Below are 12,956 nucleotides of genomic sequence, written 5' to 3' on the forward strand. Positions count from 1 at the left end.
CGCTCTTGGCTACTCGTATCGAATCGCTCGGCTGATACCTTCGCCGGCTTCGCGACAGTGGCTATATGTTGACGTTGAAACCCAGGTCGACATCGCAGGCGGCCTGACCCCCGCGGATCCCCCAGTTCTCGACGGCGCATTCGCGCAAGTCAATGGTCACGTGATCAGGTGGGATGCCCAGGGTGCCAGCCGGTCCACGATCTCCCGGTACAGACTCCGCTTGGCTGGTACGGAGTGTCCAGCAATGCAATCGATTGCCGCAAACGTGTACAACTCCGGCTGGGCCAACGTCGGAGCGTGCGAGACCCGGTGCGGTTCATGGCTGATCAGCCGGACGTGCTTATCCCCTGGTGGTATCTCAAACGCGGACACCAGTGCCTCGTGAACCGCATCGATGATCGCTACTTCTTCATCTGCGCGATACCACCGTCGAACTTCAATGACCGTGCTGGGCATCGGAGCATCCTCACACAACGACCAGCCGGAGATCATTCAAATTCCGGCGCGCTGGTGTGCTGTCCAAAAGGGGAGTGGCAGGCAACTGCCCCGCCTCACGCGTGGGATTGCCGCGAAACCAGCATGCCCAGAATCTTTTCGGCCGATCGGCGATGTGTGGTGTTCTGCGACGCGGCTAGCCGCCATCCGTCGTTGGTGCGCACCGCGATGCTGGTATTGATCCGCCCGCCGCGTCGATTCCACCAGCGGCTCTGCTTCGTGATGGCAGCGTGTGCCTGGATCAGCGCCACATCGGGCGCCAGATACCGCAGCTGGGAGATCTGTGTGCGCAACCGCTTGCCGTGCAGGAGCTTCTTGAACAGCGGCGTGTACGACGCTGCGATCGCTGCGCGCCCTTTGTGTCGGCTGCCCAGGAAGGTGACGTAATCCGCATCGGGAGTGAACACACTGGCGTAGGCGTCGGAATCTGCGGTGTCCCAGCCCGTGATCTGACGATCGATCAACGCGAGGATCGCCTGTTCGTCGTCCCGATTCACCGACGATGCGTCATCGGCCAATGCGTTTGGCTGCGGGCCTCGATGACGAAGGTTGGTCCGCAGAATCCGGACAAGCAGGATTGGGTCGTGCAGCCTGGTGGGTGGGTCAATGAGATTGCGGACGCGCAGAATCCGTTCGGCGACTACGATATCGGCGGTCGCGGCCGCCAACGTCGATCGTTGCATCCAGGCGCGGACCCTTCCACGTAGGGTCCGCGGGGTGCCGGCGGCCGGTCGCCGCTCGGTGGTTTGATTCATCACCCATACCGGCTCGATGTGCTCGGCAGCGGCCCGGTAGAAGCGCCGCGCCAGATCGGTGTTGCCTGCCCGTAGGCAATCACGCAGTGCATGCGCCTGCAGGGCGGCCATCGTCATACCTTGGCCGTGTAGAGGATTGAGGTTGCACAGCGCGTCGCCGATGACAAGGAGGCCGTTCGGCGGGCTCGACATTTGGTCATAACGTCGCCAACCCGCGGCGGTGCTGCGGGAGATCGCGATCTGTCCGATGGGTGTCGCATCGCGCAGGACGGACATGATCGCGGCGGGAAGGATCTGCTCAGACTCCACCATCAACTCGGTGAAATTGCGGGGAGGGGTGCCGCACTCGATTGGGCGGGAGACAGACAACATCCAAGTGTCGTGTTCATACGCGACCAGCAGGGCACCGGGGGCGCTACTGCCTTGACTGACAAACGCCATCCGTTCGGGGATGCGTCCCGGTGCGATGTGCATCAGCTGGCTGGAGTAGCCCCAGGTCGAGGGTGCTCGATGTGTCGGCGGGGGACTGAAGCCGTGTCGGTCAAGGAAAGCGAGGGTGCGCGCCGTGCGACCCGTCGCGTCGACGACTACATCACCGTCCATGGTGATTGTTACGCCGTTGGCGTGATTGACGATTCGTGCACCGGTGACTCTATCGGCGGACAGCACAGGTTCGATCACCTCGTGGTTGTCGAGGACGGTGACGTTGGCCAGAGCGGTAATCCGGCGGCGAAGGTGAAACTCGATGAATGGGCGGCTGGCCTGATAGGCCGCCAGCGATCCTGGATCGGTGAGGTTGCCGTTGGGTTTCAGCTCGTTGCCGGCCACGCGTATGTACAACCGCGACAAGTCGTGGCCCTCGTCCACCACGGCCCCGGCGTAGGCGAGCTCGTCCAGGATTCCGGGCAGCAGCTCGTCGATCACTCGCGTGCCGCGACTGACGAAGTTGTGTAGATGGCGTCCCTGCGGCACGCCTTTGCGTTGGTCTGGATGATCGGGCAGCAGGTCTTGCTCCACCACCGTGACCGATCCGTAGAACTCCGAAAGCACCCCGGCGGCCAACAGCCCTGCCATGCCGGCTCCCAAAACCACAGCCTGCGAACCCTGTTTGGCCACCGCGGCCTCCTTCGTTGCCGGCGCAGATGCGCACTGGCCTCGTCTGGGGAAGGACCGTACACCCCTTTTTAAGAAAAATAAGGGAAAATTGTGAAGACAATAAGGATTCTTGGACTGCATGGAGTCCGGCGGTCCGGTTGGTTGCCCTCGACCATGGCCGGCGACCTGATTGACCTAGGCTGTTGCACTCCTCGCGGGTGGCAAACTCCTACTTGACCTGTGGTCGGCGCGGTAGGGGGACGCCGGGATGTTTCCGGCTGTCGGGGCAAAATCTGGGAGCTCTCCGGATTCCCGCAACGGGCCGGGAATGAATCCGGCAAGGGTGTGGTTGATCCCTTCGACAGTAACTTGAGTGCATCAGGCTCAACTCTGAGTTGACAGACACGGTCAACGGGAGCAAACTTGAGCGCGGTTCACTCAGACCCCAATGAAAGCTATTCAGGAGGCATCACTATGGCTCGTGCGGTCGGTATCGACCTCGGGACCACCAACTCCGTCGTGGCGGTTCTCGAAGGCGGCGACCCCGTCGTCGTCGCGAACTCCGAGGGCTCCCGTACCACCCCGTCCGTCGTCGCGTTTGCGCGCAACGGCGAGGTGCTGGTCGGTCAGCCCGCCAAGAACCAGGCGGTGACCAACGTCGACCGGACCATTCGTTCGGTGAAGCGGCATGTTGGCACCGATTGGTCTGTGGAGATCGACGGCAAGAACTACACCCCTCAGGAGATCAGCGCCCGCGTGCTGATGAAGCTCAAGCGTGACGCCGAGAGCTACCTGGGTGAGGACATCACCGATGCGGTGATCACTGTGCCGGCGTACTTCAACGACGCTCAGCGTCAGGCCACCAAGGATGCCGGCCAGATCGCCGGCCTCAACGTCCTGCGTATCGTCAACGAGCCCACCGCGGCTGCACTGGCATACGGCCTGGACAAGGGTGAGAAGGAACAGACCATCCTGGTCTTCGACCTCGGTGGCGGCACGTTCGATGTCTCGCTGCTCGAGATCGGCGACGGTGTGGTCGAGGTCCGTGCCACCTCCGGCGACAACCACCTCGGCGGCGACGACTGGGACGAGCGGGTCGTGACCTGGCTCGTCGACAAGTTCAAGGCCAGCAGCGGCATCGACCTGACCAAGGACAAGATGGCGATGCAGCGGCTGCGTGAAGCGGCCGAGAAGGCAAAGATCGAGCTGAGCTCCAGCCAGAGCACCTCGATCAACCTGCCCTACATCACCGTCGACGCCGACAAGAACCCGTTGTTCCTCGACGAGCAGCTGACCCGGGCCGAATTCCAGCGCATCACACAGGATCTGCTGGACCGCACCCGGCAGCCGTTCCAGTCCGTCATCAAGGACGCCGGCATCTCGGTGTCCGAGATCGACCACGTGGTGCTCGTCGGTGGTTCCACCCGGATGCCCGCGGTCTCCGAGCTGGTCAAGGAGATGACCGGTGGCCAGGAGCCCAACAAGGGTGTCAACCCGGACGAGGTTGTGGCCGTCGGCGCCGCTCTGCAGGCCGGTGTGCTCAAGGGTGAGGTGAAAGACGTTCTGCTGCTTGACGTCACCCCGTTGTCGCTTGGTATCGAAACCAAGGGCGGCGTGATGACCAAGCTGATCGAGCGCAACACCACCATCCCGACCAAGCGGTCGGAGACCTTCACCACGGCCGATGACAACCAGCCGTCGGTGCAGATCCAGGTGTTCCAGGGCGAGCGTGAAATCGCTTCGCACAACAAGCTGCTCGGCTCCTTCGAGCTGACCGGTATCCCGCCGGCCCCGCGCGGTGTCCCGCAGATCGAGGTCATCTTCGACATCGACGCCAACGGCATCGTGCATGTCACGGCCAAGGACAAGGGCACCGGCAAGGAGAACACGATCAAGATCCAGGAGGGCTCCGGCCTCTCCAAGGACGAGATCGACCGGATGATCAAGGATGCCGAAGCGCACGCCGACGAAGATCGCAAGCGTCGCGAAGAGGCCGACGTCCGCAACCAGGCCGAGTCGCTGGTCTACCAGACGGAGAAATTCGTCGCCGAACAGCGGAGCGCAGCGTCCGACGGTGGTGAATCCAAGGTTCCCGAGGACACCCTGACCAAGGTCGACGGTGCCATCTCCGAAGCCAAGGCGGCTCTGGCCGGCACCGACATCTCGGCGATCAAGGCCGCGATGGAGAAGCTGGGCCAGGAAAGCCAGGCCCTCGGCCAGGCGATCTACGAGGCCACCCAGGCCGAGCAGTCGGCCGACGGTGACGGCTCGGGCAGCAGCAAGAGCTCAGACGACGACGTGGTGGATGCCGAGGTCGTCGAAGACGACCAGGAGCGCAAGTGAGCCAGAACGATTCGCAGGAGCCGGTGACTGTCACCGACAAACGGCGCATCGATCCGACCACCGGCGAAATGCGTGAACCCGCTTCCGGCGCGGCCCCTGACGGGTCGGCGCCGGAGGCGGCCACCGAGGCGTCGGACGAAGCGGCCGAGCTCAAGCAGACGTTGCAACGGGTCAAGGCGGAGTACGACAACTACCGCAAGCGGTCCATGCGGGAGCAGCAGGCCTCCGCCGACCGCGCCAAGGCGACAGTGGTGACGCAACTGCTGCCGATCCTCGACGACCTGGACCGGGCCCGTAGTCACGGTGACCTGGAAGCTGGGCCGTTGAAGTCGGTGGCCGACAAGCTCACCGCGGCGTTGGACGGTGTGGGCCTGGCCGCTTTCGGTGTCGAGGGCGATGTCTTCGATCCGATACTGCACGAGGCGGTCCAGCACGATGGTGACGGATCCAACCCAGTCCTCGGAACGGTGATGCGACAGGGCTATCGACTCGGCGAACAAGTGCTGCGGCACGCGCTCGTCGGGGTTGTCGATGCCCCGGAAGGCAGTTCGGGCCCCGACACGGCCCAGAACTCCGGCGGATCCGCCGATGAGGCGACAGAATCTCAGTGAGGCGAACCCGAGAATGAAAACAGGTGAGGAGGTGACGCGCAGTGGCTCAACGAGAGTGGGTTGAGAAGGACTTCTACAAGGAATTGGGCGTCTCCTCTGATGCCGGCGCGGACGAGATCAAGCGCGCCTATCGGAAGCTGGCTTCGGAACTGCATCCGGACAAGAATCCCGACAACCCTTCTGCAACCGAGAGGTTCAAGGCGGTGTCGGAGGCATACAGCGTGCTCTCCGACGACGCCAAGAAGAAGGAGTACGACGAGACCCGGCGGCTGTTCGCAGGTGGCGGTTTCGGTCGGCGGTTCAACGGCGATGGCGGTGCTGCTCCTGGCGGCTTCTCGGGCGGCTTCAGTTCCGATGGAGCTGAGTTCAACCTCGGCGATCTGTTCGACGCTGCCGGTCAGACCGGCGGTGCGAACATCGGTGACCTGTTCGGCGGGCTGTTCGGGCGCGGTGCACAACCGCGCCCGACCCGCCCCCGGCGGGGCAACGACCTGGAGACCGAGACAGAACTCGATTTCCTGGAGGCCACCAAGGGCGTGGCGATGCCGTTGCGGCTGACCAGCCCGGCTCCGTGCACCAACTGCCACGGCAGCGGTGCACGTCCGGGCACCAGCCCCAAGGTATGCCCGAACTGCAACGGCGCCGGCGTGATCAACCGTAACCAGGGCGCGTTCGGTTTCTCCGAGCCCTGCACCGAATGCCGGGGCAGTGGCTCGATCATCGAGCAACCGTGCGACGAGTGCCGCGGCACCGGCGTGACCACTCGGACCCGCACCATCAACGTGCGGATTCCTCCGGGAGTCGAGGACGGTCAACGCATTCGGTTGGCCGGCCAGGGTGAGGCGGGACTGCGCGGTGCGCCGTCCGGAGACCTCTACGTCACGGTCCACGTCCGACCCGACAAGGTGTTCGGTCGTGACGGTGATGACTTGACGGTCACCGTTCCGGTGAGCTTCCACGAATTGGCATTGGGAACAACGCTTTCGGTGCCGACGCTGGAGGGCAAGGTCGGAGTGCGGGTGCCGAAAGGCACCGCCGACGGCCGGATCCTGCGGGTACGGGGCCGAGGAGTGCCCAAGCGCAGCGGCGGTCACGGTGACCTGCTGGTCACGGTGAAGGTCGCGGTGCCACCCAATCTCGAAGGGGAAGCCCTCGAAGCGCTGCAGGCCTACTCGGCTGCAGAGCGGGCCAGCGGGTTCGATCCACGGGCGGGTTGGTCAGGAAACCGGCTATGAGCAAGCCCGACGATTCGCGAGCGGCGGCCCGTACGTTCCTGATCTCGGTGGCCGCCGAGCTGGCCGGCATGCACGCGCAGACGTTGCGGACCTACGACCGGCTCGGTCTGGTCAGTCCGCAACGCAGCTCGGGCGGCGGCCGGCGTTATTCGCAGCGCGATGTCGACCTGCTCCGTGAGGTCCAGCGCCTCTCTCAGGACGAGGGTGTCAATCTCGCCGGAATCAAAAGGGTCATCGAACTCACCAACCAGGTCGAAGCGTTGCAGGCCCGGATGGCGGAGATGTCGAGCGAGATCGAGCTGCTGCGCGCCAACCAGCGTCGTGACATCGGCAAGGGTTCGACGAGCACGGCACTGGTGGTCTGGCAGCCCCGAAGCCGACGATGACGGTCGGAGCTTGCGGAGAGCGGCTGAGGAGGCGAGCCATCCGGCCCCGAAGCCGACGTTGACCAAACCTGGCCGAACGAGCGTGTTTGTACGCCCCGACACGGAGTGTCACGTACAAACACGGTCGCTCGCCACAACTTAAATGGTGATCGAGAACTGCGCGACCGCGGGATGCCCGGGTCGCGCAGTTCTGTATGTGCCGCGGGTCAGGGCATCGGTGGGCGCCGCCATGGGTTCGAAACAGATCAGGTCCTCAGCCGGCGGAGCGAAGAGCTGTGCGGCCGGGTAGCCCTCGATGAACCGCACCTCGATCCGGCGCTCACCCGCAGATACCGAAAACACCGAGCCGTCGGCAACGTCGTCGTATCCGTCGTCGAATGACTTGTCGCCCAGCAGTTCCCGGTGTGCCCCTTGCATGGTGGCGGATCCGTCGGGGATGCCGCGGTGGTCGACGGCCAGGTGACGCATCGCCGGGGTCTCCACCAGCCAATGCGCGCGGGGGACACCGGGTATCTGCAGATAGGGATGGAATCCGAAGCACAGCGGGACGGCCACCTCACCGGTGGCACGCACGACGGTGTGCACCGTCAGGGTCCGTTGCCGCAGCGTCACCGAAATCTCCACGGTGTGCGGGAACGGGAAGCTGGCCAGCAGCTCGGGATGAGCGGCGAAGTCGAAGGCTGCCACCAGCTCATCGGAGGTTTCGGTCAGCACCTCCCAGTCCGGGTGTGCGGCCAGCAGGCCGTGGATCGGCAGACCGCCCGGGTCCAGCCGAACGCCCGCCGCGCCGGCGGTCACCTCGACCGATGTGCCGTCGGCGTCAAAGGACGTGGTACTGAGCCGGTTGGCCCATGGGTAGAGCAGCGGCAGGCCCATCGTTTTACCGGCCGACAGATAGGTGTCGAGCCCGCGGCGCTGCCCCAGGAGTTCGACGCCGTCGTCGGTCAGGGAGGTCCCGATCATGCCGGCGTCGGGGACGAACTGCGCCGCGACAGATCCGTCGCGAAGGGTGACGATGTGCACTGCTTGAGCTTATGCCCACATTCGTTCGGTAAGGGGGCGGCGGCCCTAACTGCTCACCGGATCGTGCTGAATCCGTTCGGGCGGGGCGCCTTTGGCGATCAGCGCGGCCCGGGCGGCCGTGATCATGCCGGGGCCGCCGGCGATCAGGATCTGGCGGTCGCCCCACCCGCCGTAACGCGTCACGACATCGGGCAGCAACCCTTTCTGGCGCACGTGCAGACCGCGAGGAGGATGGACGTCGGGGTAATCGGACGCCCATGGCGGGTCGGTGTTGTACTCCGTGACCGGCGTGACCGACAACCAGGGATTGGTGGAGGCGATTTCCCACAGCGTGCGCAGGTCGTAGAGCTCACACGGGTAACGGGCGCCGAAGAACAGGTGCACCCGCGGGTTCACGCCGAACCTGCACAGATCCATGATGATGGAACGCAGTGGCGCCAGCCCGGTACTGCCCGCCACCATCAACACGTCGCCGCCATCGCGATCCACCTGGAGCGCACCATGGGGGCTCGACAGCCGCCACCGGTCGCCGGGCCGGGCTTCCTCCACGACGGCGGTGCTGACCATCCCACCGGATACGGCACGGATGTGGAACTCGATACCGCCGTCGGGTTGCGCGGGGATGGCGGGTGTCAGGTAGCGCCACCGGCGTGGCCACTGTGGCACTTCGACCTTGACATACTGCCCGGGGTGGTAGTCCATGGGTCGGTCGAGGTAGAGCCGGACCACCGCCAGGTCACGGGAGACGCGGTGCTGTTCCGCCACGGTGCCCTCCCACCAGGGCGGACCTTCCTCGGCGGCCGCGGCGCCGCTCATGACGCCGCCGATCAAGTTGAGGGCTTGGCGCGCGGCGTCTTCGACGGCAGGTGTCCAGGCCGATCCGAGCTCGCTGTTCAGGGTGGCATAGAGGGCGTGGGCCATGGTCTCGTAATGCTTGGGTTGCACACCGTATTTGCGGTGGTCGCGCCCCAGCTGCGCCAGGAAGGCGACGGGTTCCTCGGCACGTTGGGCGATGAACTCACCGAGCAGCCAGTCCAGAGCGTGGGCGAAGATGGTGCGCTGGCCGGCCATGTCCGGTGGGAACATGTCCCGCACGGATCGGTCGATGGCGAACCACGTCGTATAGAAGCGGCTGATCACAGCGTCGGAGTTCTTCAGCGGGTGGACGGCGTCGCGAAGGACAGCAAGTGCGTCGCGATCTTCCAGGCCCACTTGCGTGATTTTAGGCCTTGCCCCGACCGCGGCGTTGCCCGATGCCGGAGGCAGATCTGAGCGGTTGCTGCGATCCATGATGTGGGTGGGGCGCCTGGTAGAGGTGATGACTTCGGGCGCTCAGCTTGAAGACGGTGGCTCCCGCGTCTGCGGTGGTCGGTCCGGGTGGGGGAGAACCCTGTCGCCGCCGGCACGTCTGGCCTGGTCGGCAGGCTCCGATTGTCGTGCGGCTGTCAGGACCATCGAGCCTCCCGCACTATCGCCGAACCTGGTACCGGAGATCACCGGCCGTGCGGCTACCGGCTACAGGCCGTGAATGCCCTTGTACAGCACCATCAGACCGATCACGATCAAGATCGCGGCAACCAGTGCGGCGTTGTGCTTCTCCATCCAGTCCTTGACTCGCGTCAGGAGCGGATTGAGCCGATCGCCGGATGCGGCGTACGCAAGGATGGGCAGCGCCACCGTCGATGCGGCCAGCACGACGAAGATGGTGATGGCGATAGCAAGACCGGCGCCGATGCTCAGTCCGGATGTGCCGATCTCCAAACCTGCTGCGGCGCAGATGAACAGAACCTTGGGGTTGGCTACGGTCAGCAGAGCGCCGATCGCCAGGGCCTTGGCCGGCCTCGCTTCCGCGATGTGACGGGTGCCCGGCATTTGGTGTGGCTTGCTGTGCCGTGTCAGCCACCGGTACACACCGAAGGCGATCAGCGCGGCGCCGACCGCGACCCGGATCCAGGATGTCCACCTCGGGGGGGAACCGTCCAGCCCGCCGAGCAGTCCGGAGACGCCGACAAACGCGACAGTCAGGGCTGCCAGGCCGCCGACCCACCCGGCCAGGAACGCCAGACCCGTCGGTGTGGGCCGGGCCGTGTGCAGGACCAACACCGCCGGAATGATCGAGAGCGGAGACAACGCGATGACCATCGCAAGAGGAATCAGCTCGACCAGTGTCGAGCTCCAGATGGTACCCACGGCAAGAACCTAGCGGTTCGACGTGGCCAGAACCAGAGCAGCTCGTCCACCCATCACGCAACTGGCAGCCCGATCACGGCCCGAACTGGGTAGTCTCCGGTGATCCGCCCCGGGCAGACCCCTTGGGTGCGCGTTCCGCCGGGAAGGATGCACCTCATGACTGCGAACCGTGTCGGTGTGAAGCAGATCCACCTCGGTCACATCTTCCACATCGTGGGCTCGCCCACGGTCAGCGACGCAGCCGAGGCCTTGGAGTCGATCCCGGACGGTGCCCTGGTGATCGATGAGACGGGCACCGTCGTCTTCTGTGGTGAGCGGGAAGTTGCTGTCGCCGAGTATGGTTCGGCGCAGGTGCACGACCATCGGCCCGGATTCCTGCTTCCCGGCTTCGTCGACACCCATATCCATTTTCCACAGACGTACGCCGGTGACTCCTACGGCGGGGGTCAGCTTCTCGAGTGGTTGAACTCGTGTGTGTTCCCCTCCGAATCACGGTTCGCAGACCCCGCCTTTGCCCAGGAGGCGGCTGAAGAGTTCTGCGACCGGCGGACCGCTGCGGGAACCACCGCCGCGATGGTCTTCGGGTCGGCGTTCCCGCATGCCCAGGATGCGTTGTTCAGCGAGACACAGCGACGCGGGTTGCGGGTGGTGAGCGGACGCGGCATCCAGACCGTCGGGCCGGAGTCGGCCGCAACGCTGATCACGTCCGAGGAGGACGCCATCCGGCTGACCTGCGAAGAGATCGACAAGTGGCACGGCGCGGACACCGGCGATGTCGACACCGCCCTGCTGCACGTGGCGATTGTCCCGCGGTTCTCGTTGGCTGTTACTGCTGAGACACTGAAAAATCTTGGTGAACTTTATGATTCGGTACGCGACCGAGGGGTGTACGTCCACAGCCATCTCAACGAGAACAACCGTCCCGGTACCGGCGAGGTGGACAGCACCAAGCAGACCTATGGGGTCGACTCCTACCTCGACACCTACGACGGTAAGTTCCTGCCGGGTTCCGAGGTGGGCGGTAAGAGCCTGCTCGGTCGACGGACCATTCTGGCCCATTGTGTGCACTGTCAGGATGCGGAGCTGGCACGAATGGCAGAGACCAGCACCTCGGTATCACACTGTCCGGTGTCTCAACTGTTCCTCGGGTCGGGCACCATGCCGTGGAAACGTACCGTGGCCTCCGGTGTCAACATCGCGGCCGGGACGGATTTTGGTGGGGGAGACGAATGGTTGATCCCGCGGGTCCTCGCGGCTGCCTTCAAGGTGCACATCAGCGAGGACGGCGCCGATGGCGTGTCGATGCATCCGGCGGAAATGTTGTTCCTCGGTACCCTTGCCGGGGCGCGAGCCCTGGATATGGAGAACCGGTTCGGGAATTTCGACCAAGGCAAAGAAGCCGACTTCGTGGTCGTCGATCCTAGGCGCGCGCCGGCGTTGGCAACCGCCCTGCGGCACGGAATCCGTTCTGCGGAACCCGATCTGGCGCGAGATCAAACGCTCTTTGCGTTGCTCATGGGAATTCGGGAGCCGGCGATCACCGAGGTGTACGTACAGGGCCGCCGGGTCGGTGCGGGCCGAGGCTGACCGATGACGCCGACCGGGGCGGCAACCGCAGTGAGCATCTTCCACCCGGTGCTCGACACAGTGGGCTTCGACCATTGGCTCACCGGTGTCCTTGCCGGGGCGCGGACCGTCACCGGATTTGTGTCGGCGCGGGTATCGGTGCACAACGAACCCGGCCTGGACTGGGCCGCTGAGGTCACTTTCGCCGCCGAGGAGCAGGCACACGCCTGGCTCGACAGCAAGATGCGCGTGGGGCAATTGCGTGACGGCGCTGCTGAAGGCTATCTGCGATGTGCGACCGACCTGGTGATTGTCGAGGGCCGGCAGGCACCCGAAGGCGTCGACGGCTTCGCGCACTCGGTGGCACCTGGCCGGGAGGCGGAATTCGAGGCCACGCAGCGGCGGCTGAACGCCGCGTGCGCACAGCTTCCCGGCTTCGAAGGCACCGCGCTGTTCCCGCCGGACGCCGGCGACCAGTGGCTGTCGTTGGTGAGATTCCGTACCGCGGAACAGTTGTCGGCGTGGCTGCGATCAGCAGAACGGCAGGTCGCTCTCGGTGCGTTGCGGTCCAGCTTGACCGCGGAGTTCACGCCGTTGACCTCCACGACGCCGTTCGCCACGACCGTGCGCACCGAACACGGCCGCACCCTCATGACGCCGAACTGGAAGTCGGCGATGATGGTGATGCTGGTGCTCTACCCGACGGTGATGTTGCTGTCCCGATTTGTGGGCCCGGTCTTCGATCGCTACGGCGCCGAACCCTGGTTGGCGTTGTGGCTCAGCCAGGTACTCAGCGTGTCGCTGATGCAGTGGTGGCTGATGCCGTGGGCCACCAGGCCATTTCGGCGATGGCTGGATCCCGTGGACGGTCGCGGAACGCGGATCAGCATGATCGGCGCCGGTGCGATCCTGGCCTGTTACGGGGGCACCTTGGTGGTGTTCGCGCTGGTGCAGTGGCTGCAGTTCTGGGACTACAACACCTGAGCGTTCCCGCGTTGGCTGTTGTTCAGAGGATGATCACGGAGCGCAGGACTTCGCCGGTGTGCATTTTGTGGAAGGCGTCTTCGATGTCGTCGAGGCTGATGCGTTCGGAGACGAATTTTTCCAGTGGCAGGCGGCCCTGGAGGTAGAGGGAGATGAGGGTGGGGAAGTCGCGTTCGGGGAGGCAGTCGCCGTACCAGCTTGATTTGAGGGAGCCGCCGCGGGAGAAGAAGTCGACCAGCGGCATCTCCAGGGTCATGTCGGGGGTGGGGACGC

General features: G+C 64.8%; 10 protein-coding genes and 2 pseudogenes. 6 read left to right on the forward strand and 6 right to left on the reverse strand.

Annotation, left to right across the window (positions count from 1 at the left end):
* Nucleotides 1–61: 61 nt before the first annotated feature.
* Together WBB07_RS27880 and WBB07_RS27885 are read right to left on the reverse strand one after the other, a co-directional pair.
* Nucleotides 62–456: pseudogene (locus WBB07_RS27880) on the reverse strand (tautomerase family protein).
* 95 nt (nucleotides 457–551) lie between these two features.
* Nucleotides 552–2,366, reverse strand: a complete 1,815-nt coding sequence (locus WBB07_RS27885; RefSeq protein WP_526312716.1) for an SgcJ/EcaC family oxidoreductase — start codon at nucleotides 2,364–2,366, stop codon at nucleotides 552–554.
* 453 nt (nucleotides 2,367–2,819) lie between these two features.
* Here WBB07_RS27885 and dnaK point away from each other — a divergent pair, with 453 nt between their 5' ends.
* The 4 genes from dnaK to WBB07_RS27905 are packed head-to-tail and all read left to right on the forward strand — an operon-like array spanning nucleotide 2,820 to nucleotide 6,920.
* A complete protein-coding gene (gene dnaK, locus WBB07_RS27890; RefSeq protein ID WP_526312718.1) occupies nucleotides 2,820–4,688 on the forward strand; it encodes a molecular chaperone DnaK in 1,869 nt (622 codons plus the stop codon).
* Complete coding sequence (gene grpE, locus WBB07_RS27895) at nucleotides 4,685–5,299, forward strand: nucleotide exchange factor GrpE (RefSeq protein WP_526312720.1); 615 nt, start codon at nucleotides 4,685–4,687, stop codon at nucleotides 5,297–5,299. The genes dnaK and grpE overlap by 4 nt, the downstream gene beginning before the upstream one ends.
* Nucleotides 5,300–5,340: 41 nt before the next feature.
* Nucleotides 5,341–6,534, forward strand: a complete 1,194-nt coding sequence (dnaJ, locus tag WBB07_RS27900) for a molecular chaperone DnaJ (RefSeq protein WP_526312722.1) — start codon at nucleotides 5,341–5,343, stop codon at nucleotides 6,532–6,534.
* Nucleotides 6,531–6,920: a heat shock protein transcriptional repressor HspR gene (locus WBB07_RS27905; protein ID WP_526312724.1), complete on the forward strand. Its 390-nt coding sequence runs from the start codon at nucleotides 6,531–6,533 to the stop codon at nucleotides 6,918–6,920. The genes dnaJ and WBB07_RS27905 overlap by 4 nt, the downstream gene beginning before the upstream one ends.
* A 138-nt stretch (nucleotides 6,921–7,058) precedes the next feature.
* Here WBB07_RS27905 and WBB07_RS27910 read toward each other — a convergent pair whose 3' ends face one another.
* The 3 genes from WBB07_RS27910 to WBB07_RS27920 all read right to left on the reverse strand — a co-directional run bounded on the left by WBB07_RS27910 (nucleotide 7,059) and on the right by WBB07_RS27920 (nucleotide 10,133).
* Nucleotides 7,059–7,943 carry an aldose 1-epimerase gene (locus tag WBB07_RS27910; RefSeq protein WP_526312726.1) on the reverse strand — a complete coding sequence of 295 codons (885 nt, stop codon included), beginning with the start codon at nucleotides 7,941–7,943 and terminating at the stop codon, nucleotides 7,059–7,061.
* Between the two features lie 45 nt (nucleotides 7,944–7,988).
* Complete coding sequence (locus WBB07_RS27915; protein ID WP_526312728.1) at nucleotides 7,989–9,155, reverse strand: FAD-binding oxidoreductase; 1,167 nt, start codon at nucleotides 9,153–9,155, stop codon at nucleotides 7,989–7,991.
* Between the two features lie 303 nt (nucleotides 9,156–9,458).
* Nucleotides 9,459–10,133: a GAP family protein gene (locus WBB07_RS27920; protein ID WP_526312730.1), complete on the reverse strand. Its 675-nt coding sequence runs from the start codon at nucleotides 10,131–10,133 to the stop codon at nucleotides 9,459–9,461.
* 156 nt (nucleotides 10,134–10,289) lie between these two features.
* On the opposite strand from WBB07_RS27920, the gene WBB07_RS27925 reads away from it, so the two are divergent.
* Both WBB07_RS27925 and WBB07_RS27930 read left to right on the forward strand, forming a co-directional pair.
* Entirely contained in the window at nucleotides 10,290–11,720 is a 1,431-nt protein-coding gene (locus WBB07_RS27925) for a guanine deaminase (RefSeq protein WP_526312732.1), read from the forward strand.
* Nucleotides 11,721–11,723: 3 nt separating this feature from the next.
* Entirely contained in the window at nucleotides 11,724–12,683 is a 960-nt protein-coding gene (locus WBB07_RS27930; protein ID WP_526312734.1) for an antibiotic biosynthesis monooxygenase, read from the forward strand.
* A 22-nt stretch (nucleotides 12,684–12,705) separates the two neighbouring features.
* Here WBB07_RS27930 and WBB07_RS27935 read toward each other — a convergent pair.
* Nucleotides 12,706–12,956, reverse strand: a pseudogene (locus WBB07_RS27935) (S-(hydroxymethyl)mycothiol dehydrogenase); the annotation flags it as partial.

The sequence above is a fragment of the Mycobacterium sp. genome, from assembly GCF_049647605.1.
Taxonomy (GTDB): Bacteria; Actinomycetota; Actinomycetes; order Mycobacteriales; family Mycobacteriaceae; genus Mycobacterium.

Bases quoted from the DNA above. Each gene is read 5' to 3' on its own strand.
- WBB07_RS27925 (WP_526312732.1), top strand. From the start codon at position 10,290: ATGACTGCGAACCGTGTCGGTGTGAAGCAGATCCACCTCGGTCACATC.
- dnaK (WP_526312718.1), top strand. From the start codon at position 2,820: ATGGCTCGTGCGGTCGGTATCGACCTCGGGACCACCAACTCCGTCGTG.
- WBB07_RS27930 (WP_526312734.1), top strand. From the start codon at position 11,724: ATGACGCCGACCGGGGCGGCAACCGCAGTGAGCATCTTCCACCCGGTG.
- WBB07_RS27905 (WP_526312724.1), top strand. From the start codon at position 6,531: ATGAGCAAGCCCGACGATTCGCGAGCGGCGGCCCGTACGTTCCTGATC.